General features: G+C 54.7%; 21 protein-coding genes and 1 pseudogene. 11 read left to right on the forward strand and 11 right to left on the reverse strand.

Going from position 1 to position 19,747, the window contains the following annotated elements:
- The 4 genes and pseudogenes from CCALI_RS06075 to CCALI_RS14990 all read right to left on the reverse strand — a co-directional run.
- On the reverse strand, nt 1–235 hold a 235-nt coding region (locus CCALI_RS06075; protein WP_484481993.1), incomplete at its 3' end, for a flagellin N-terminal helical domain-containing protein.
- Nucleotides 189–299 (reverse strand): annotated as a pseudogene (locus tag CCALI_RS16910) (hypothetical protein); the annotation flags it as partial. The gene CCALI_RS06075 and the pseudogene CCALI_RS16910, both read right to left, overlap by 47 nt.
- A gap of 207 nt (nt 300–506) precedes the next feature.
- Nucleotides 507–1,892: an amidohydrolase family protein gene (locus CCALI_RS06080; protein WP_016482595.1), complete on the reverse strand. Its 1,386-nt coding sequence runs from the start codon at nt 1,890–1,892 to the stop codon at nt 507–509.
- The gene (locus CCALI_RS14990; RefSeq protein WP_016482596.1) at nt 1,889–2,563 is read right to left on the reverse strand and encodes a type II secretion system protein; all 675 of its coding nucleotides are present in this window, start codon (nt 2,561–2,563) and stop codon (nt 1,889–1,891) included. Before CCALI_RS14990 ends, CCALI_RS06080 begins: the two co-directional genes overlap by 4 nt.
- Before the next feature lie 193 nt (nt 2,564–2,756).
- On the opposite strand from CCALI_RS14990, the gene CCALI_RS15995 reads away from it, so the two are divergent.
- The 9 genes from CCALI_RS15995 (at nt 2,757) to fliI (ending at nt 10,041) form a co-directional block, all read left to right on the forward strand.
- Entirely contained in the window at nt 2,757–2,921 is a 165-nt protein-coding gene (locus CCALI_RS15995; RefSeq protein ID WP_016482597.1) for a hypothetical protein, read from the forward strand.
- Between the two features lie 184 nt (nt 2,922–3,105).
- Nucleotides 3,106–3,645 (forward strand): sigma-70 family RNA polymerase sigma factor, encoded by a 540-nt coding sequence (locus CCALI_RS06090; RefSeq protein WP_016482598.1) that lies wholly within the window; start codon nt 3,106–3,108, stop codon nt 3,643–3,645.
- A 108-nt stretch (nt 3,646–3,753) separates the two neighbouring features.
- On the forward strand, nt 3,754–4,143 hold the full coding sequence (flgB, locus tag CCALI_RS06095) for a flagellar basal body rod protein FlgB (protein ID WP_016482599.1): 390 nt from the start codon (nt 3,754–3,756) through the stop codon (nt 4,141–4,143).
- Between the two features lie 27 nt (nt 4,144–4,170).
- Nucleotides 4,171–4,632 carry a flagellar basal body rod protein FlgC gene (flgC, locus tag CCALI_RS06100; protein ID WP_016482600.1) on the forward strand — a complete coding sequence of 154 codons (462 nt, stop codon included), beginning with the start codon at nt 4,171–4,173 and terminating at the stop codon, nt 4,630–4,632.
- A gap of 20 nt (nt 4,633–4,652) precedes the next feature.
- Nucleotides 4,653–4,979 (forward strand): flagellar hook-basal body complex protein FliE, encoded by a 327-nt coding sequence (gene fliE, locus CCALI_RS06105; RefSeq protein WP_016482601.1) that lies wholly within the window; start codon nt 4,653–4,655, stop codon nt 4,977–4,979.
- 77 nt (nt 4,980–5,056) lie between these two features.
- Entirely contained in the window at nt 5,057–6,721 is a 1,665-nt protein-coding gene (gene fliF, locus CCALI_RS06110; RefSeq protein ID WP_016482602.1) for a flagellar basal-body MS-ring/collar protein FliF, read from the forward strand.
- 23 nt (nt 6,722–6,744) lie between these two features.
- The gene (fliG, locus tag CCALI_RS06115) at nt 6,745–7,764 is read left to right on the forward strand and encodes a flagellar motor switch protein FliG (protein ID WP_016482603.1); all 1,020 of its coding nucleotides are present in this window, start codon (nt 6,745–6,747) and stop codon (nt 7,762–7,764) included.
- A complete protein-coding gene (locus CCALI_RS06120; RefSeq protein ID WP_016482604.1) occupies nt 7,764–8,666 on the forward strand; it encodes a FliH/SctL family protein in 903 nt (300 codons plus the stop codon). The genes fliG and CCALI_RS06120 overlap by 1 nt, the downstream gene beginning before the upstream one ends.
- Before the next feature lie 4 nt (nt 8,667–8,670).
- On the forward strand, nt 8,671–10,041 hold the full coding sequence (fliI, locus tag CCALI_RS06125; RefSeq protein WP_016482605.1) for a flagellar protein export ATPase FliI: 1,371 nt from the start codon (nt 8,671–8,673) through the stop codon (nt 10,039–10,041).
- Nucleotides 10,042–10,096: 55 nt separating this feature from the next.
- Here fliI and CCALI_RS14995 read toward each other — a convergent pair whose 3' ends face one another.
- From CCALI_RS14995 to CCALI_RS06155, 7 genes are all read right to left on the reverse strand, one after another.
- The gene (locus CCALI_RS14995) at nt 10,097–10,402 is read right to left on the reverse strand and encodes a hypothetical protein (protein WP_052572343.1); all 306 of its coding nucleotides are present in this window, start codon (nt 10,400–10,402) and stop codon (nt 10,097–10,099) included.
- 21 nt (nt 10,403–10,423) lie between these two features.
- Nucleotides 10,424–11,035, reverse strand: a complete 612-nt coding sequence (locus tag CCALI_RS06130; RefSeq protein ID WP_156415946.1) for a hypothetical protein — start codon at nt 11,033–11,035, stop codon at nt 10,424–10,426.
- On the reverse strand, nt 10,965–11,378 hold the full coding sequence (locus CCALI_RS16915) for a DNA methyltransferase (RefSeq protein WP_425481273.1): 414 nt from the start codon (nt 11,376–11,378) through the stop codon (nt 10,965–10,967). Before CCALI_RS16915 ends, CCALI_RS06130 begins: the two co-directional genes overlap by 71 nt.
- Nucleotides 11,379–11,904: 526 nt before the next feature.
- Nucleotides 11,905–13,401: a rhamnulokinase gene (locus CCALI_RS06140; protein ID WP_016482607.1), complete on the reverse strand. Its 1,497-nt coding sequence runs from the start codon at nt 13,399–13,401 to the stop codon at nt 11,905–11,907.
- Nucleotides 13,402–13,537: 136 nt separating this feature from the next.
- Complete coding sequence (locus CCALI_RS15005; protein ID WP_016482608.1) at nt 13,538–14,194, reverse strand: mercuric transporter MerT family protein; 657 nt, start codon at nt 14,192–14,194, stop codon at nt 13,538–13,540.
- Nucleotides 14,195–14,211: 17 nt separating this feature from the next.
- A complete protein-coding gene (merA, locus tag CCALI_RS06150) occupies nt 14,212–15,645 on the reverse strand; it encodes a mercury(II) reductase (protein WP_016482609.1) in 1,434 nt (477 codons plus the stop codon).
- A complete protein-coding gene (locus CCALI_RS06155) occupies nt 15,646–16,035 on the reverse strand; it encodes an ArsR/SmtB family transcription factor (RefSeq protein WP_016482610.1) in 390 nt (129 codons plus the stop codon).
- 208 nt (nt 16,036–16,243) lie between these two features.
- On the opposite strand from CCALI_RS06155, the gene CCALI_RS15010 reads away from it, so the two are divergent.
- Complete coding sequence (locus CCALI_RS15010; protein ID WP_016482611.1) at nt 16,244–17,401, forward strand: VIT1/CCC1 transporter family protein; 1,158 nt, start codon at nt 16,244–16,246, stop codon at nt 17,399–17,401.
- A 244-nt stretch (nt 17,402–17,645) separates the two neighbouring features.
- Nucleotides 17,646–19,652: an HD domain-containing phosphohydrolase gene (locus CCALI_RS15015; RefSeq protein WP_016482612.1), complete on the forward strand. Its 2,007-nt coding sequence runs from the start codon at nt 17,646–17,648 to the stop codon at nt 19,650–19,652.
- Nucleotides 19,653–19,747: the final 95 nt, after the last annotated feature.

Below are 19,747 nucleotides of genomic sequence, written 5' to 3' on the forward strand. Positions count from 1 at the left end.
TGGCGGCATGCACAGCGAGTTGTCGGATGTTGTTGAGGAGGTTGCTGACCTCGGAGAGGGCGCCGTCGGCGGTTTTGATGAGGTTGGTGGCGTCTTGTCCATTGGCGATAGCCTGATTGAGGCCGGTGACTTGCGCGCGCAGGTTTTTCGGAGATGATGAGCCCTGCGGGGTCATCGGCGGCGGAGTTGATGCGCAGACCGCTAGAGAGCTTTTGGATGCTGCTAGCGACGGCATCGGAAACCTGGTTCAGGTTGTAAAGGGCGCCAAGCGCCGTTACATTGGTGTTGAGCTGTAGCATAAACGATCCTCCGTGAATTTACTTTCGGCCCATTTGGCCGTTTGCCGGCCTCCTGCCGGCGAAGCGTTGTTTTGGAATCTTGAACAACCTTGTACGTGAACTATAGAAGAGAAGCGTCTTGGTTGTTCCGCAATGATTTTCGGAGGATCGCCCCGTAATTTTTAGAGGGGGTTTTTCTTGAAGCTACCGCGCTGCGAACCGAGGCAGCTATCTGTGGATCTCAAGCGATGCTTGTAGACGCGCAGTTATGTGAGAAAGCGATTCAAAGAGCGGTACTAAATCATTTTCGGGGAAACGGTACTTCATTTTTGCATGAAGGGTTGCATCATAACGCACTCGGCCATCTATCATCGCCAGCACCACGTCGGAGGCGCGGGCCGTATAGACGAGCGCACTGTAGGGATCATAATATGGTGTGGTGTGCAGTCTATCAAGGCGCACCACGCAGAGATCGGCTCGTTTGCCTATTTCTAATACACCAACATCCTTCAGCCCCAACGCATTAGCCCCACCCAACGTGGCCAGTTTTACGGCCTGTTCAGCTGTCAGGGCGTCTACCTGTCGGCGTGCAGCACGTTGTAGCAAAACGGCAAAACGCATCTCCTCGATCATATCTAAAGTGTTGTTACTTACTACACTATCGGTGCCCAACCCGACTCGCGATTCCGCACCATGATAAGTGGAGAGTAGCGCCAAAGGAGCTATTCCGTTGCCTAGCTTCGCGTTCGATTTGGGGCAGTGCACCCAGGCCGCGCCGCGCTGTTGCGCTAGCACACAGTCTTTAACCGAAACGTTCACCCCGTGCACCAAAAGCGTTTGTGGTCCGACAATGCCCAATGCATCTAGATAGGCAACCACGCTTTGGTGAGGAACACGCCAAGAGATACGGCGTTCCTCAAAACTTTGTGCTATTATCCCACGCCCCTCGAGCAACAGCTCCAGCTCCTCACGCGACTCGGCAGCGTGGATGCAGATAGGCACTTGTTGCCGATGCGCCCAGCGGGCTAGCGCCTGAAACAAGGCCGGTCGCACGGTATACGGCGCATGAGGAGAGATACCGATCGTCAAACGACTGTCGTTGCTTGCTTCCTTTAAAGTGACTACCTTTTGCGCTAGCTCCCTCAGGATCTCCTCGACTGTCTGATCTTCCCCAATACCAAATACCTCCTGATAGATCACCCCGCCCAACCCAAACATCTTGGCCGCCTCTAACGAGGCACCGGTAGGCGTACAGTCTCCTATCGTCGTTATGCCACTAGCCACCGCCTCCGCAGCCCCTAGCATTGCAGAAACGCGCCAGTCCTCTTTAGAAAGCAGACGGCTGCGCTTGACCAACTCGCGGATCCAAGCAAAGAACTCTCGGTCCTCCACAAGGCCACGAAACAGTGTATAGTCCAGGTGCGTGTGGGCGTTAACGAACCCCGGTAAGATGACGGCTTCACCAAAATCGCGCCCCGTGCGCGCATCTAAAACGCCGCGAGCCGGTCGTACCTCCGCGATTCTTCCTTCTTCCACCACAACCTCACCTTGAGCGATGGGAGGTTTCGTCACCGGCACTACCCAGTTGGCCCGTAAAACGAAGCGGTCGCTCATAGAGGCATCGCCCAATAGGCGTTGAGCTGATCATAGGTGATGTTTTTGGCGTGACCGTCGGCAAAAAGCGTATTGTAACGCCATACATGGGGAATGAGGCTACCATGCCATTTTCCGGCCCCGTCGAAAAGCACATTGACCTCGGCAGGGTGCTGCAGCATACTGTCGGTGGCATGGCGCTCGGCCAGCTCGGTGCGATAGTAGTAACTCGTCCCAAACTTCGCGAAGCTCGATGGGTTGGCATTGGGTGGGTTGCCGTTGGGGTCAATGTAGAGGCCGGTAAAATCTTCCACGTCGAACCCAGTATCAGCGGGGCAATGAAAAACCTCTTTTGACTTCGTGTAAGGAAATAAGGCCACCTGAAGCGGGGTTATGGTAGGAATTTGCGCCATAAAGCTGGGGTCGCTTCCCCAAATTTGTGGAGTATAGCGGTCGGCAGGGTCTACCATATAGGGATAGTAGCTGTCGTAATCTTGCATGTACATACCGATGCTCAGTCCGAGTTGATGCAGGTTAGACAGACAAGCGATCTCACGTGCTTTTCCGCGAGCTGTTAAAAAAACGGGAAAAAGCAGTGCAGCTAGTAGCGCAATAATTGCGATAACAACAAGAAGCTCGATGAGCGTAAAGGCTTTTCGCAATGGACGAAACGCAGTTCTTTTGGAGCACATCTTTTCCACTCCTTTCAGAGCTGTTCGATAAAAGCTCTAATGGCATAATACTACCCTACAATACCTCTATACCTCCTATGAGGTTCTCGATCCGGTTTTTAACGATTTGCCTATTTCTGACGATATAGGATAGAATAATGATGGATGCACGTCCATAGCCGGACGTGCGCCGCTTGTTAGAAAGGAAGCTACGATGGTGGACATAAGGCTATGCCCTCAATGGTTTGTAGTGCCGAGCCGGGAACGAACACTCCTGCGGCTTAAGCTATTTGATGCCGCCTTTTTGCCCAACGGCAATGCACAACCACCCGTCTTTGGTCCTACCGGTCGTAGCAAGCGCTCCTACCACCTCTTCTGACATTCCTCTGAGGGCGCCCCTGGAAAAGCGCCTTCTCGAAGCAAACATAGGGCGCGTGCTCCTCCGCTTTTACCCACAACGGTAACAAAGCGAATTTACAGCCACCGCGACCGCTAGAGACCACTCTCAACTCTTCATTCGCTTAGCGTTCTTTGTTTGCGTGATTTCGAGAAGGATTTGAACCATGAAAGCAGCTTTACGGGGGTGTCCTGACTCCTGCACCCAACAAAAACTTATAGAGGCGATCGAACAGCGCATTGAAAGAATGGCCGCGTACTTCGGGCGCATTTCGGGCGTTGAGGCCGATGACTTACGCCAGGAAGCCTGGGTAGCTGTTCTAGAAACATTGCCGCGGCTTGACATGCGCATCGGCAATCCCGAGCAACATCTGCTACAACGCGCACGCTGGCGCATACTCGATACCATTCGGGCGCACTGGCGCGCCCACACCGTGTCGATACCCGAAGGGTGCCTCGAAGCTCCCTCCTTTGATCCAACGGAGATCTTCGATCTCATCGCCCTCATGGAGCTTCTTTCGCCGTTGCAGCAGCGTATTCTGCGGGCGCTTCTCGAAGGCTACACGGCACGAGAGGTCGCAGAGATTTTAGGGTGTTCACCCGCCAATGTGGCCTACCATGTACGACGTATCCGCGAGGCCTATAAGTCGCTCGAAGCCGAATCGCTCGCCGCTATAGACACCGAGCAGGGCCAAAATTCTCCCTGAAGTTCACACTTTAGATAGCCAATAATTCCGGTGAAGCCTACATTAGAACGTGGCGACCGACTTTCATTTCTGAGGTGCCCAGCACCACTAGGTAAAGGGAGTAGACCCATGCTCGATATGCTCTTTGGTGGCGATGCGTTTCAGGCAGCGACGGCAGCCCTTAACGCAGCTGCTCTACGCCAACAGGTCATCGCCAACAATCTAGCCAACGTCAATACGCCCGGCTACAAGCGTCAAGCCGTTAGTTTCGAATCGGCCTTGCAGAGTGCCCTAGAGATACGCCATACTCCCTTCGCCGCTCTCGATCCGCACCCTATCTCCTCTATTCAACCGACCGTCTATACCGTCAACACCACAACCGACCGTACAGATGGCAACAATGTGGATCCAGAATCGGAGAGCGTCGCTCTTGCTATGAACGCTATTCGCTACGATGCGCTGGTGACCACAATATCTCTACAGTTTACCAACCTCAAAACCGTGATCAACGGACGCTAAGCTATCTGTTCAAGGAGGGAAAACATCATGTCACTTGGTTCGGCTATGCAGATAAGTGCTTCTGGTCTCACTGCAGAGCGTCTACGCCTCGACGTGATCAGCAATAACCTTGCAAACGTGGATACCACTCGCGGCCCTAATGGCCAACCTTATCGTCGAGAGATCGTCACTTTGGCGGAACGTCAGCCCGGAGGAGATAGCTTCCACGCCATGTTGATCGCCCTACGTGGCGGCCCTGAGGACGAAGCTCCAGGCGCCGGTGTGGAGGTAACTTCTATTCAACCGGACTACTCAACCCCCTACAAAGTGATTCACGATCCGGGCAATCCAGACGCCGATGCAAATGGCAACGTGCGCATGCCTAACGTGAACCCCATTATCGAAATGGTGGATATGATTTCCGCCTCCCGTGCCTACGAGGCCGACGTCACCGCCATTAACGCTGCGAAACAGATGCAGACCCGCGCCATAGATATTGGTCGCGCATAGTTCTTCAAGGAGAACCTTTCATGCGTATGGAGGCTTTAACCCCGCTCTTTGACATCGCCCCCGCTGTGCAACAATCGGCGAGTCCTGCGTCAGCATTGCCTGGCTCTGCAGAGGCCTCTGCCCCAGGAAAGAGCTTTGGACAATTTCTTAGCGAGGCCATTAACGAGGTGAACCAGGCCCAGCTGCACGCCGACGACCTCACGGCACGCTTCGCTGCAGGTGAGCCACTCGATGTTCACCAGGTGATGATTGCCTCTCAAGAGGCCTCTGTTGCCCTCGACCTGGCCGTGCAGGTGCGCAATCGCCTGCTAGATGCCTATCAACAGATCATCAGCCTCAACGTGTAATGGCTGTGTCGAGCTAACGAGGCAGCTCATTCTTCAATGCAAGCGCACTGCAGAAAGGTAGGAAGGAAGTTATTACCGTGAACCGAGCTAGAGAATGGTGGGAGCGTTTAGGCCGCACCAATCAGATCATCTTCGTTGCAGCCTCTCTAGGAACGATCATCGCGTTGATCGGCTTCCTCTCTTGGGCGAGCACCCCCGAATTCGTGCCGCTTTTCTCTAACCTTTCAGCCCAAGATGCCAACGCGATCACCGAGAAACTACAGGAGGCGCACGTTCCCTATCGTCTCACTCAGGGCGGCACGGCTATTGAAGTGCCAGCCCAAGACCACGACGAATGGCAGATGAAGCTGCTTAGCCAAAACCTGCCGGCACAATCTTCCAGCACGCTCAACGGAGCCGATGACATTCTTAACTCTTCCCACATGGGCGAGCCGCAGGAGATTGAAGACCTACGCATTCGCCGTTCTCGTGAAGACCGCATCGCGCGCACCATTATGAGCATGGACGATATCGCCTCCGCCGTAGTGCACTATGCACCAGCAGACGACAGCCCTCTGTTGGTAGATCACCACGACTCTTCGGCCTCCGTGCTCCTCACCCTCAAACCTGGACATCAGCTTTCCGACGAGAACGTGCGCGCCATCGTGCGCCTCGTTCAAATGGCATTTACCGGCCTCTCCGACAAAAACATCAGCGTTGTCGACTCTAACGGCGATCTGCTTTGGGATGGCCTTCATATGGCTGGGGGACAGGTGGATGACTTGGAAAAACAGGCACGTGAACAGCAGATGCAAGAGCGTGCCGACCTACAAGCCGCACTCGACCGGGCTCTAGGCCCTCATCGTTCCATTGTTTTAGTCCATGAAGAGCTAAGCAACGACCAAGAAAAACGCCACATCGTCACGACCACCCCAGGCGCACCGGTCACCAAATACGACGAGACCGAGCAGCTTAACGGCCAAGGAAGCACGATTCCCCGCGCTCAGGTAGGAGCGGCCGGCAATATCGCAGCTGCACAGCCCAACGGCCCAGGCGTACCTAACTACATGGCAGCGACTACCGGCCCTAACAGCAACTACAGCCATGAAACAACCACTACCACCTATCAGCCTACGACAAGCACCGTGGATACAACGGTTGCGCCAGGCCAGATCAGGCGGTTAGACGTAAGCGTTCTGCTCGATTCCTCCAAAATTCCCGCCGATCAACTGCAATCCACCATCGCCACCGTCACTCAGATGGTACAGACCGCCATCGGCTACGACCCCAACGATCCAACGCACTCGCGCCAAGTAGCCGTCAGCGCCATCCCCTTCGATCACTCTACCGAGAAAGCTGAAGAGCAAGCGGCCGCGGCTGCCGCAAGCGCGGCCAATATGCGCCATCTCCTCGCCGTGCTTATTCCCTTCCTGATTATGGGGGCTGCTGTCTGGATGCTCGCCCGTGCCCTTCGACGGCCTAGCATGGCTGGTGAAGCTCAACTCGCTTTGGCTGGCGGCGGCAGCTTGCCGGCGGGCGCACTCGGCTCGGCCGCCCCTTCCGAGTCGCGCGATGGTGCCTCGGAATCGCTGCCCGGACAGGAAGGGCCTATCCCCCTTGTGCCGGGTTCGAGTACTCCTAAGACCTTCGAGGTTATCGAAGAGGCCTTCGACGCGAACCTCGAAAGCATTCTTCACCTCACACGTTCTAAACCGGAAATGGTCGCTATGCTTGTAAAAAGTTGGCTCGGCGATGAAAACTAGCCTGGTTTAAGGAAAAGGAAGCTATGCCACGCGCACAAACGAATAATTTAACCAACCGTCAAAAAGCCGCCGTGCTGATGGTGGCTCTAGGGCCCGAGGCTGCCGCTCGTGTCTTTAAACACCTGCGCGAAGACGAAATCGAGAATATCACTCTCGAAGTGGCCCGATTGGGTCGAGTGAGTTCGGAAACCCGTCGCCAAATCATCGCCGAATTTCATGAGATGTGTCTCGCCCAAGAGGTTATTGCGGAAGGTGGCATCGATCAGGCCCGCAAGGCGCTTGAGGCGGCTTTCGGGGCCGATAAGGCCAACGAGGTCGTCAGTCGAGTCTCACAGGCGCTCCAGGTGATGCCTTTTGATTTTGTCAAAAAGACCGATCCGACCCAGCTGCTCTCCTTCATTGTAGATGAGCATCCGCAGACCATTGCGCTCGTCTTATCGCATCTGAACCCAAACCAGGCAGCAACCGTGCTCTCCGGCCTACCTCAAGAGTTGCGAGCAGAGGTCGCCCGACGTATCGCTATTATGGACCGTACCCCGCCGGAGGTCATTCGAGAAATCGAGCGCGTACTTGAACGCAAGCTTTCCACCTCGGTGGTTTCCTCGGCCCTCACTTCGGTCGGTGGCGTTAAAAGCCTCGTAGAGATACTGAATTGGGTCGATCGCACCACCGAAAAAACCATCCTCGAAAACCTTAGCGAAACCACGCCCGACCTGGCCGAAGAGGTGAAAAAGCTTATGTTCGTGTTCGAGGACATCGTTCTGCTGGACGACGGCTCTATTCAAAAGGTTCTTCGGGAAGTGGATACCAAAGAGCTCGCCCTCGCGCTCAAAGGGGTAGGAGAAGAGGTACAGAACCGCATCTTCAAGAACATGAGCGAGCGTGCCGCCACTATGCTCAAAGAGGATATGGAGTTTATGGGGCCAGTGCGCTTGCGCAATGTGGAAGAGGCTCAGCAGCGCATCGTCGGCATCATTCGTCGACTCGAAGAGGCCGGCGAGATCGTCATTGCACGCGGCGGTGGTGAGGAGATCATTATCTAATGTCAGCCGAATCTTCGCGAGCGGAAAACCCCGACTTCCAGCCGCTGACGGCACCTCGCATCCAGGGAAAATCCCGCCCATCCCCCACCCCTGTGAACTGGTTTCAGGTGCTGGCGCCTAAGCTAGAAGTGGGCGCGACCGTGGCCGTTGAACCCTCATCTCCACCACCGACCTCCGGAACGCACGTCACCCCCTTTCCGTTGCGGCCGGTGGAGGAGATGGCCGAAGAGCTGCGACGCCAACAGGTAAAAGTCCTTATGGAACCACCCGAAATCGCCCAGATGCGCCAGGAGGCCGAGCAGGCCGCCCAAGCGCTGCTGGATGAGGCTCAACAAAAAGCCAAACTTTTGGAGGAAGAGGGCTACCGCCAAGGGTTCGAAAAGGGATATTACGACGGCAAAATCAAAGGAGAAGCGGAGGTTCGGGCCGAGCTAACCCGTCAAGCAGAGGCGGAACGTCAAGCATTGCGCCAAGACCTTCAAAATTTTGTTCAATTGGTGGAGGCACAGCGTCGCCGCATCTGGGAGGAACTGGAGCCGCAGGTGGTTCAACTAGTGTTCGAGCTGGCGCGAAAAGTGATCAAGCAGGAGGTAGAAGCCTCTAAGGAGGTGGCGCTATCCGTCATTAAGAATGCGCTGCTGCGGGTAGCCGATAGCGCCTCCCTCTGCATCCGTGTAAGTCCACGCGACCTCGAGACCGTGCGAAGCCACCGTGAAGAACTGCTCGAAATGCTCGATCATCTTCCCCACGTGGAGATCATCGGCGACCGCCGTGTGGGCGATGGTGGGTGCATTGTGGAGACGCCCAACGGTAATGTGGATGCACGCATCGAAACTCAGCTAGCGGAGCTAAATCCTCTCTTCGACGTGCCCTCTCCACCCCCATCCGTGGAGGAAGAATAGCCCCATGCAGGGAAAAATCCTCGATTTACCTCCTATTCCCCCAAACCCGGTGAACCTAGAACGCTATCGGCAACGCATTGCGCGCTTCGACCCAGTGCGACAGAACGGAAAGGTGATCCAGGTCATCGGCCTTGTCATCGAGTCCAACGGCCCTCCAGCCATGGTAGGCGAGCTTTGCGACATCTACTACGATCGGGCAAACCTTTACGATCCAGCGCGTCCTCCCATCAAAGCGGAAGTGGTGGGCTTTCGTCAGGGGCGTGTCCTCCTTATGCCTATCGGCCCTATGGAGGGCATTCGCCCCGGCAGCGAGGTTGTGGCGACACGACACCCCCTTCAAGTGATGGTGGGTGAAGGTCTGCTCGGACGTATGTTAGATGGGCTTGGACGGCCTATAGATGGTGGAGCACCTCTTGACCTTCCTTCCATCGTCCCAGTTAACGCGAATCCCCCTAACCCCCTTACGCGCCCACGCATTCGCGACATCATGCAGGTAGGGGTGCGCGCTATAGATGGATGCCTCACCTTAGGAAGAGGCCAACGCGTGGGCGTGTTTGCAGGCTCCGGTGTAGGAAAATCCACCCTGCTTGGCATGATCGCCCGTAACACCAATGCCGATGTCAACGTGATCGCCCTCGTTGGGGAACGTGGACGTGAGGTACGGGACTTCATCGAGGAGAGCTTAGGCACGGAGGGCCTTCAACGGTCTGTGGTGGTCGTGGCCACCTCCGATCAGCCGGCATTGGTGCGCATTAAAGCGGCTTTCGTGGCCACCGCCATCGCCGAGTACTTCCGCGATCAGGGCGCTCATGTTCTTTTAATGATGGATTCGATCACACGTCTTGCCATGGCTCAGCGCGAGATAGGTTTGGCCATCGGGGAACCACCAGCCACACGCGGCTATACCCCCAGCGTTTTTGCCATGCTTCCTCGCCTACTCGAGCGTGCCGGCACGGCAGAAAACGGCAGCATCACAGGGCTCTATACGGTTCTGGTGGAGGGCGACGACATGAATGAACCGGTGGCCGATGCCGTACGCGGTATTCTCGATGGCCATATTGTGCTGACGCGAGAATTGGCCCAACGTGGGCACTATCCAGCGATAGATGTTTTGCAGAGCGTAAGCCGCGTTATGCCACAAATCGTAAGCCCAGAGCATCTTCGGGCAGCGGAACGCCTTCGGGACACCATCGCCACGTATCGCAACGCGGAAGACCTCATCAATATCGGCGCCTATGTGGACGGCAGCAACCCCAAGATCGATCGGGCGCGCGCCCGCATCGAGCAGGCAAACGCCTTTTTACAACAGCGCTTCGACGAGACAAGCACCCTCTCAGAAACCCTACAGATCCTCCTTAGCTGCTTTCCGGACTAGAGATAGTCTCGCACTTTTGTCTTTTCCTATTAAGCATACGTAAACGACCACGCGCCTAAAGGTGGCGGCTTTGCTCTAGCACGACAGACGAAGCTGCCTCCGAGCCGTAGAGCCGGTTTACGGCAGCTCGACTGGCAATCGGGCCAGCCGCGATCCCATCGCTAGCCCAGCCAAACAGGTGCGAATGTAGGGGCGCAGGTCCCTGCTCCCCTACTCGCATCATAAAGAATATCGTCCCTTGATAGGGATCATCTCCTTGTTTCGTACGTTTTGTAACTGCACGATGATACTCAACCACGATCCGCAAACCGCTCAGACGCGCGATCTCCGGATACAGATGGAATCGATCGTTGGCAACCACAAAGATCTTCGCGTTCGGTTTTTAATAGGGCAGGAAATTGCGAAACACAGCAGCGATGTCGTGCACATACTCTTGCTGAGCACGACGTGATTTGCCCTTACGTTTCGGGCCGATCTCCTGCTCATCCTTGCGAGGAAAACCAAACAGTTCATAGGCGTAGATATGCCGACCGTGATAGTCTATCTGGCCTACGTAGGGCGGAGAGGTAAAGATTCCGTCAATAAAGCGCTCACCCTCTTTCAGGAAGAGATCGGCTGATCCTAAATGAGCCAATTCATTCTTGAGGTTTACTGTACGCGAATCGGCCTGGAGAATCGTCACCACACAGTCTGAACGCAATTTGTCGAACTGAGCGATCCGACGCGCCGTATCTTCACTGTAGGCATATATCTTTTCGATACAGTTGTCAATCGGAACACAGTAGCGATGATGCTTTCTACACCAGTACTCTTTGCCTACCGGGAGGGGAGCCTTAGGGGTGACAAGATCGTAGTGAGGTATCAGCCGAGACGATCGCACGGCACGACTCAGTACGACACGTAATAGGTCTTGGTAGCTGTAATCAGGAATAAGTTGACGATAGTACGACATCTCCAATCGCGCGGGGAGCAAACCATGTGTGTAGATACTCACTTTGGCACTCCCTTAATAAGCACTCTTTCAGTGCTGCCAACTCCTCCCTACAAAAACCACCCCGTTCTTCTGGAAACAGTGAAAGGTCGTTAGAAGCAGAACCAAGCAGGGCATTGGAGAAAAGGGTTGTCCTTTTTTCGATATCGAGGATCTCAAAGCAAGCTTTTGCGATATCGTACTTGGCTGTTTTAACGCGCGCGATCAGGCAGTTAAAAGGGGAGATTTCAACCCCGATGGCGTGCATGTTCATCTCATTGGCCTGAACTAAAGTGGTCCCAGAGCCCATAAAGGGGTCTAGGATGACATCCTTTGGGCGGAAAAAACGAGCAAGAAACCACTCCACTAGCTGGGGGATGAACTTACCGAGATAGGGGTGCAACCGATGAACGTGCTTGGCTCTGGAAGGTGGTAAAAACCGAGCTCGGGGTGAAGCCCAGCATGATGATGCTTTTCAAGTCCAGCTTCTATGAGGGAAAGAAAAAGGCGCAACTCTTTGAGCGAAACGCGCAGCTGGCCACTACTTGCATGGCTGATCTTTTCCCCATCAGGGTTGTATTTAGCATACGGCCTCGTTGTATGTAGTCGCGAATGTTATGGGGCGTTTTAGCCACAATGCACGCGGCCTCCTCTAAGGTTACCAACTCAAGATCGGCCGACATTCGCTAGCCTGCACCTCCAAAATTCCCAACAGACGCTCTGACCATCGGTAAGTATACCCATGATACCTTTCCTCCAAGCAGGAAGGTTCTTGAGAGCTTTCCATTCAGGCACCACTGCGGCGTTGAGCCAAGCGTACCGATTCTCTGCATTAGGAGTATCGTGTAGACGGTTTTGATTCTTTCAGGGGACCTCTATGTCCAGCAGGGCATTTAGGAATCCTCGATGCCGCAGAGCTTGCGGAAGCGGATATAGGCCTCCTCCCAACGATCTTTGGTTGCAGCGCTCGGAGAATAGGTCTCCAGCGGGAAAGAGTTTCTCACAATGGCACGTGCCTCCTCCAGCGAGCCGATCTCTCCGCGTCCCATCGCCTGCATCAGGACATTGCCGATGGCGGTGGCCTCCACAGGCCCCGCGATCACCGGGCGCTGCAGGGCATCGGCAGTCAGTTGGCACAGTAGACGGTTCTGTGTGCCACCCCCAACCACATGGACGATGGCGTGTGGATGCCCGCGGAAACCGTCTAATAGCTCCAAGGTTCGACGATATTTCAGCGCCAAGCTCTCCAGGCAGCAGCGAATGGTAGCTCCGATTCCCTCCGGCGGGTTTTGGCCAGTTCGCCGGCAGAAATTGGCGATGGCCTCCACCATATCCGTCGGCGCCAAGAAAGTGGGATCGTCGGGGTCTATGAAGGCACCGAACGGTGGGGCCTGTTCAGCCATCTTCGTCAGCTCCGCATAGTTATGGTCTTGCCCGCGGCGTGCATAAGCTCGACGGCACTCCTGCACCAGCCAAAGCCCCATAATGTTTTTCAGGAGTCGCGTCGTTCCGAATACCCCTCCCTCGTTGGTGAAATTTGCCTTGCGTACCTGCTCGGTCAACAAGGGCTGAGGCAGCTCTATGCCCATTAACGACCAGGTGCCGCTACTCAGATAGACGAAGTCGGTATCGGAGGCCGGCACGGCAACGACCGCGGAACCGGTATCGTGCTCTGCTGGTGCATAGACCGCAATCGCTCCGCATCCACACGCTTGAGCCACCTCTTGGGTCAGAACCCCCTTCTGCGTCCCTGGCTCGCTGATGGTGGTAAAGAGGTGGGTAGGTAGACCGAGCCGTATCAACAGATCGTAGGCCCATTGTCGAGTTCGTGGATCCACCATCTGGCTCGTCGAGGCGATGGTAAACTCGGAGCTTTTTTCTCCGGTAAACCAGAAAGCGAGAAGGTCGGGCATCATGAGAAGCGTTTCTGCGGCTTCAAGCCAAGGCGATTTGCGTAGTTTGAGCGCCAAGAGCTGATAGAGCGTGTTGATCTGCATAAACTGAATGCCGGTTCGCTCGAAGATGGTTTCTGGAGGCACAAGGGCGAAGGCGATATCCAGCATGCCATCGTTGCCATGGTCGCGATAATGGCGCGGATTGCCTAGAAGCACATCGCCACGGCCGAGCAGCCCAAAATCCACTCCCCATGTGTCAAAGCCGATCCCCGCAAGGTCTTTTCCAAACTGGGTCACGGCCAACGCAAGCCCTTTCTTGCACTCTTCGAAGAGACGCAGCACGTCCCAGTAGAGCGTTCCGAGCACCAGCGTGCCGCCTGTTGGAAACCGATGCACATCCTCAAGCCGCAACCCATTCCCATCAAAAAGCCCTACAACGGCCCGGCCACTCTCGGCCCCCAGATCAAAAGCAAGGTATTTTTGTGCGTTTGCCATAACCTTTCACCGCTGCTGTTTTTCCTTTTTTTCACCCTTCCTCGGCCCTTCTCCTGCATACAAAACTACTACGTTAGCCAACATCGCGCTAACGTAGTAACATAAGCAGTTTCACGACCCTAGAAATCCAAGCACCCTATGGACAACACCTCTCCCCTTTTGCTTTGCTATCGGCCAGGCCATAAACCGTAAATCCCTGACGTGTCAATTGAGCCTGAAGCGCCGCAGGAGCGACCTGTTTAGGGTTGTAGAGCACCGTTACACGGCGCGTTTTAAGGTCGGTCCTCACGGCGTATACCCCTTTCAGGTGAGTCAGCGCTTGCTGAATGCGCAGGGCACATGCAGCGCAATCCAACTCTTTAACGGTAAAGACGGCCGTTGTAGCAGCAGATCGCGATGTGTCTTGCGAGAAAGCGATCTGAGCCTGCTGATTTTCCCGACGTAGCTTTTCCTCCGATAGCCAAGGATAGAGAATGGTTGCGAGCACGAGGGCAGTAACCCCCCAAAGTATGAACCGCGAGATTTTGCGGGATAAGCGCAAGCGTCCTGTTGGGGAATCGGTTGCACAGCAGCTTCCCTCCTCACTCGGTTCGGAGCGATAGGCGAAATAGAACCCTGTTCCGAGGAACAGTAGCGTGAGCGCGATAAAGTAGGGGCGGTAAGGGGTCAGCACAGCCCCGAAGCCGGCAGCCGTTCCAGCACCAATCGCCCCAAGAAGTGCCGGCAACACACAACAGGCGGATGCGGCCAACGCCGTCAGCACGGCTCCTACAAGGAAACCCATCTTTTTCATAGGGAACCTCCTTTTGGCTATTCCGCACAGCAGGAGAGCTTGGCGGGGTCTTTATAGCGTGCGATCGCCGCGATCTTAAGGGCCTCTGCCATTGTCGGATAGACGTGAAGCATGTCAATGAAATCATGCAGGGTCGCATGGAAGCGCAGCCCCATCGCCGCCTCATGAATGACCTCTTCGGCACTAGGCCCGATCATGGTGACGCCCAATACCTCACCCGTATCCCAATCGGCAACCATTTTGATAAACCCTTTTGGGTTACGAATAGCACCAGCACGCGGCACAAGCTCCATTGGCACCACAGTGCACCAGCAACGACGACCTGCGGCTTGTACCTCCGCCTCTGTCATACCGACACTGGCAAGAGGGGGATCGATGAAGACGGCGCGCGGTATCACTCTATGATTTACAGCGACTCTCTTGTCGGGATCGGCAAAAGCGTTGTACGCGGCCTTCCCCCCATCCTGACTACCAACAGGGGTCGCCATCTGGCTGCCCACCGCGTTTCCGATCACATCTCCTGCAGCGTAGATATGAGAAACGTTGGTACAGAGATATTCATCTACGGGAATGGCACCATACTCGTTCTTCATTACACCTGCCTTCTCAAGAGCAATTGAATCGGTATTGGGAGTACGACCGGTGGCAACTAGGATTTTTTCAACATGAAGGCTGATCTTCTGTCCCCTCTGCACGATCTGCGCCACAACCTCCTCACTGTCCTGAACCACCGATTCCACCGTAGCACCTGTGAGTATGCGAACACCCTCCGCTTGTAGAAGCGCCGAGATAGTGGGGCCTACTTCCGGCTCATAACGTGGGAAAAGTTGAGCGGATCTCTCCACCAGCGTCACATCGGCTCCAAAGCGACGGAACATCTGCCCTAACTCCACAGCAATATAGCCGCCACCGATGATTAGGAGCGAGCGTGGACACTGGGTAAGCTCTTGTGCCTCATCAGCTGTTAACAGATCGCTGGTAAGATAGGGAATCTCTTGAAGGCCCTGAATGGCCGGGACATGGGGTCGAGAGCCGGTAGCGATGAGGATTTTCTCTCCTGTCAATATTTTTCCATCCACAGAAACCGTATGCGGATCGAGGAATTGAGCGTGTCCTTGTTCAATCTGTATAGAGTTGTCTAAGAGACTGGTGTACTTCTTCTTCCGATAAGCGTGTACTACATCGTCTTTTTGGGCAATGAGCGCTTTAAAATCGAATGCCATTGTGGTCGGTTGCAGTCCGGGAAAGCGTGGATGACGGGCTTCGTGAAGAATGCGTGCGGCCTCAATAAGGTTTTTGGATGGAAGGCAGCCTCGATTCACGCAAGTACCTCCCACGATTCGCTCTTCGATCATCACAGAGCGTTTCCCCAACTCGCGTGCACGTAAGGCAGCGGCAAAAGCGGTAGAGCCCGAGCCAAGGATCACGAGGTCGAAATGGTCTTGAGGCATCTAGGCTTCCTCCTTCTGTGAGAGCGACCGCAGGATCGGTTGCAGCATCGTACGCGCAAAATGGCTATCTCTCAGATGATAGCAGGCGAATTTTCCCTCCTTGCGCACTTTCAGAAGCCCGGCGGAAAGCAAGATACGTAAGTGATGCGATACGGCCGGCATGGACATGTTGAGCAGGACACTCAGCTCGCAAACACAGAGCGGCTCTTTGGAGAGGGCATAGAGAATGCGCAGGCGCACGGGGTCGGCCACGGCCTTCAGCTGGCGAGCGGCCTCGTCCGAAGTCTCTTCTGACGGCATAACCTTTGCGACACGCCGCACGCGCGTTGGGTCGCTATTATAGACCTCGCAGGAGATCTCTTCAAGGGAACGCTTCAGATGTGTCGGCATTATTTCCTCCTTCAAACAATTGTACGATTGTTTAATTGATAAATGTTCCCGCTACGCTTCAAAGAGACGATTTTTAGGATCTGCCGCACAGCTAGCTGGTGGCGCTATCAATAGCGACCAGGAAGCCCTTAAATCCTTTGAAAATGAAGAAGCTAGCTCCGCTAGATCGTAGAAACAGAACAGAGTAAGCGCGCATGGAGGCCAAGCAATGGTTAAGGTCAGCCCCCAAATCGAAAACGAGTTGCTAACCCTTCTCCGTCATAACTGGGAGCTGGAGATGGACGGGTATGCGATGTATTCGGCGCTTGCCGAGCGCGATCGCGTGCCTGAGCGTAAAACGATTTTTCGGAAAATGGCGGAGATGGAGCGCCGCCATGCCGAGCAGTGGGCCAAAAAGCTGCAGGAGATGGGAGCTGACGTTCCCGAAGAGCATAAAGGAGAGAAGCATTCGGTTCACTTAGCCTTTAGCGCCGGTAACATACAACAGATCATTCTGGCCATTGAGGCAGAGGAGCGTCGTGACATTGCCAACTACCTCCAACAGATGCAGCAAATAGAGGAAGAGACAATCGCCTCCATTTTGCGCGAAGTGGTGCTAGATGAGTTTGCCCAAGCCCGTATTCTACGTCGTCTATATGCTCAAAGCAGTCCGCGTTCTGTACTCGATTTTCTTTTGAGCAAAGAGCGTCGCGCTACAGGGAGCTGGATCGGCGATGCCGTTTACGGAGTTAATGACGGGCTTGGGGCTATTTTTGGAATCGTTAGTGGCGTTTCGGGGGCTACTCTAGGCAACAGTAAGTATGTTTTACTAGCCGGCCTAGCCGGTATGATCGCTAGCGCTTTTTCCATGGGTGCTGGAGCCTACCTGTCGGCAAAGAGTGAGCGGGAGATCTATGAAGCGGAGATGCATCGGGAAAAAGAGGCCTATGAGGCGCACCCAGAGGAGGCCAAAGAGGAGTTAGCTATCTTCTATCAACTGAAAGGCATTCCAGAAAAAGACGCCATTAAGATCGCGGAGTATCTGGCGGCTAAGCCAGAGCAGTTTCTGCGCACTCTGGCCTCCGAAAAGCTCAACCTAACGGATGAGGCGCTCTCCAACCCTATCATCTCAGCGTTATCCGGCATGCTCTCTACCGCAGTAGGAGCTTTCATCCCCATTATCCCCTTCTTTTTCCTCACCGGCTACACAGCCGTTATCGTAGCGGCCATTGTCTCAATGGCAGCTCATTTTGCTGTAGGAGCCGCCAAAAGCTTGCTAACGGTGCGCCCCTGGTGGAGTAGCGGCCTGGAGATGACGATCGTGGGCGCTCTTGAAGGCCTCATTACCTATATTATTGGTATCGGACTTGGACATGTCGGCGCTTAGCAAGCAAGCTTTTGAATGTTCTTTCGATACCGCTTGAAAAAAGTTGTTGACACAACAGTAGATTTGTGCGATAATTTTAGAAACGAATCGCTCCCGGCGTTGCGATTTTTGTCGTGAAGCTCAAACAGACTACGTAGTCTGCAACGTGTGAACACAAAAGTCTATATCTAAAAGACATAAGAGAACATGCAGTTCGTCTGAAGAATGCCTTTTAGGCGTGTTTTTGGAGGGCCAGAGAAGTATCATGAAGACGCCGGTCGACTCTGCCGATGAGGCAAGAGTGCGGGCGCTTCGGCAGTATGCCATCCTCGATACGCTGCCGGAAGAGCCCTACGACAATATCGCGCTTGCCGCTGCCGCTTTGTGCGCAGCTCCCTACGCGCTTATTGGTTTCGTGGACGAAGAACGAGTTTGGTATAAGGCACAGGTAGGCCTTAACCTTGTGGAACTTCCACGCGAGGCTGCCCTCTGCTCCCTCGTGGTTCCTCAAACCAAACCTTTGCTCGTTCCCGATGCTCAGCGTGACCTGCGTTTTGCGCACTACCCTCTTATCCAGTCGCCGCACTTCATCCGCTTTTATGTTGCCGTGCCGCTGATCACACCGGATGGCTATGTAATCGGCGCCCTCAGCGTGTTGGATGTTCGCCCCCGGCGCCTACATCGCAATAAGCTCTCTGTGCTGCAAACCTTGGCTACCAGCATCATGCATCGCATGGAGCTTGATCGCAAATCGGCGGAGCTGAAACGCCTCATGGTGGAGTGGGAATGGACTGAAGATGCCCGTCGTATTGAAAACTCCATCCTTAACGCCGTGGTAGAGAGCACGAGCGATGCCATTTTCGTGAAGGATACCCAAGGGCGCTATCTCAAAGTTAACCCTTCAGCCGCCTCTTTGATTGGTCGTCCTCAGGAGGAGATACTGGGTCGTGATGCCCGCGCCTTTTTTACGGAGCAGGAATCGCGCAGCTTGATTCAGAGCGATTTGGAGGTGCTCCGCTCCGGCCAAACGCGCATGGTGGAGGAGATCATCACTGTGCGCGGAAGCCCCCGCGTCTATCAAACCACAAAAAGCCTTTGCCGTGATGAAAATGGGCGTATTCTTGGCGTCGTGGATATTTCGCGCGATATTACAGACCGCAAACGGGCGGAAGAGAGCTTAGAACGTCAACTGCGCCGATTAGCAGCCCTGCGCTCCATTGAAATGGCCATCAACGCCAGCCTCGACCTACGCATCACCCTTGAAATCCTTCTTGATCAGGCCGTCGCCCAATTAGAAGTGGAAGCGGCCGACATCCTTCTCATCAACAGCTATACCCAAACCCTTGAGCTTGCCGCGCGTCGTGGTGTTTGTGCTTGGGACAAACGCGTTGATTCCTGTCGGCTCGGCGAGGGATTTGCTGGCAGAGCCGCCTTAGAGCACCGAATTGTAAGCGTTCCCGACCTTGAACGCGGTGCAGAAGGCAACCCCTCCCCCCTCTTAAGAGCGGGAGCTGTGGGCTACTTTGCCGTCCCCCTGATCGCGCGCAATCATATTCGTGGCGTGCTCCAAATCTACTATCGCGGACCACGAGAGTTCGATGCCGAGTGGTTCAACTTCCTAGAAACCCTTACCGAGCAGGCGGCTATTGCCATCGAAAACGCCACCCTCTTTGAAGACCTTCAGCGCACCAATCTTGAGCTAACGCTTGCCTACGATGCCACTATCGAAGGCTGGGCTCATGCCCTCGACCTACGAGATCAAGAGACAGAGGGCCACTCCCGCCGAGTTACCGATCTTACCCTACGATTAGCGCAGGAGGTAGGGCTTAGCAAAAGTGAACTGATGCATGTGCGCCGCGGTGCGCTGCTGCACGATATCGGCAAAATGGCCATTCCAGATAGCATTCTCTTTAAACCCGGCCCTCTCGATGAGACCGAATGGGAGATCATGAAACGACACCCCATCTATGCCTACGAGATGTTGGCAAAAATTGACTATCTGCGCCCAGCCCTTGATATTCCCTATTGCCATCATGAGAAATGGGATGGCACAGGCTATCCTCGTGGGCTAAAAGGAGAGCAGATACCTATTGCGGCTCGCATCTTTGCTCTTGCGGATGTTTGGGACGCACTCCTTTCCGATAGGCCCTACCGTAAAGGTTGGCCGGAAGAGAAGGTACGTGCCTATATCCGTTCAGAAGCTGGCAAGCATTTTGATCCGGAGATCGCTCGGCTCTTCCTTCGACTCCAACTCGAGACCGTCGCGGTGTGAAAGGACCTCCCTACGCGATCTTAGATCTTTCTTACAGAATATCGCGAATCAAGCAAGTAGGTGTCGGTTCGCTCGACGAGGTTGGGCGATCTCAA

The organism is Chthonomonas calidirosea T49, assembly GCF_000427095.1.
Classification (GTDB): domain Bacteria; phylum Armatimonadota; class Chthonomonadetes; order Chthonomonadales; family Chthonomonadaceae; genus Chthonomonas; species Chthonomonas calidirosea.

Bases quoted from the DNA above. Each gene is read 5' to 3' on its own strand.
- CCALI_RS06080 (WP_016482595.1), bottom strand. From the start codon at position 1,892: ATGAGCGACCGCTTCGTTTTACGGGCCAACTGGGTAGTGCCGGTGACG.
- CCALI_RS14990 (WP_016482596.1), bottom strand. From the start codon at position 2,563: ATGTGCTCCAAAAGAACTGCGTTTCGTCCATTGCGAAAAGCCTTTACG.
- CCALI_RS15995 (WP_016482597.1), top strand. From the start codon at position 2,757: ATGGTGGACATAAGGCTATGCCCTCAATGGTTTGTAGTGCCGAGCCGG.
- CCALI_RS06090 (WP_016482598.1), top strand. From the start codon at position 3,106: ATGAAAGCAGCTTTACGGGGGTGTCCTGACTCCTGCACCCAACAAAAA.
- flgB (WP_016482599.1), top strand. From the start codon at position 3,754: ATGCTCGATATGCTCTTTGGTGGCGATGCGTTTCAGGCAGCGACGGCA.
- flgC (WP_016482600.1), top strand. From the start codon at position 4,171: ATGTCACTTGGTTCGGCTATGCAGATAAGTGCTTCTGGTCTCACTGCA.
- fliE (WP_016482601.1), top strand. From the start codon at position 4,653: ATGCGTATGGAGGCTTTAACCCCGCTCTTTGACATCGCCCCCGCTGTG.
- fliG (WP_016482603.1), top strand. From the start codon at position 6,745: ATGCCACGCGCACAAACGAATAATTTAACCAACCGTCAAAAAGCCGCC.
- CCALI_RS06120 (WP_016482604.1), top strand. From the start codon at position 7,764: ATGTCAGCCGAATCTTCGCGAGCGGAAAACCCCGACTTCCAGCCGCTG.
- fliI (WP_016482605.1), top strand. From the start codon at position 8,671: ATGCAGGGAAAAATCCTCGATTTACCTCCTATTCCCCCAAACCCGGTG.
- CCALI_RS06140 (WP_016482607.1), bottom strand. From the start codon at position 13,401: ATGGCAAACGCACAAAAATACCTTGCTTTTGATCTGGGGGCCGAGAGT.
- CCALI_RS15005 (WP_016482608.1), bottom strand. From the start codon at position 14,194: ATGAAAAAGATGGGTTTCCTTGTAGGAGCCGTGCTGACGGCGTTGGCC.
- merA (WP_016482609.1), bottom strand. From the start codon at position 15,645: ATGCCTCAAGACCATTTCGACCTCGTGATCCTTGGCTCGGGCTCTACC.
- CCALI_RS06155 (WP_016482610.1), bottom strand. From the start codon at position 16,035: ATGCCGACACATCTGAAGCGTTCCCTTGAAGAGATCTCCTGCGAGGTC.
- CCALI_RS15010 (WP_016482611.1), top strand. From the start codon at position 16,244: ATGGTTAAGGTCAGCCCCCAAATCGAAAACGAGTTGCTAACCCTTCTC.
- CCALI_RS15015 (WP_016482612.1), top strand. From the start codon at position 17,646: ATGAAGACGCCGGTCGACTCTGCCGATGAGGCAAGAGTGCGGGCGCTT.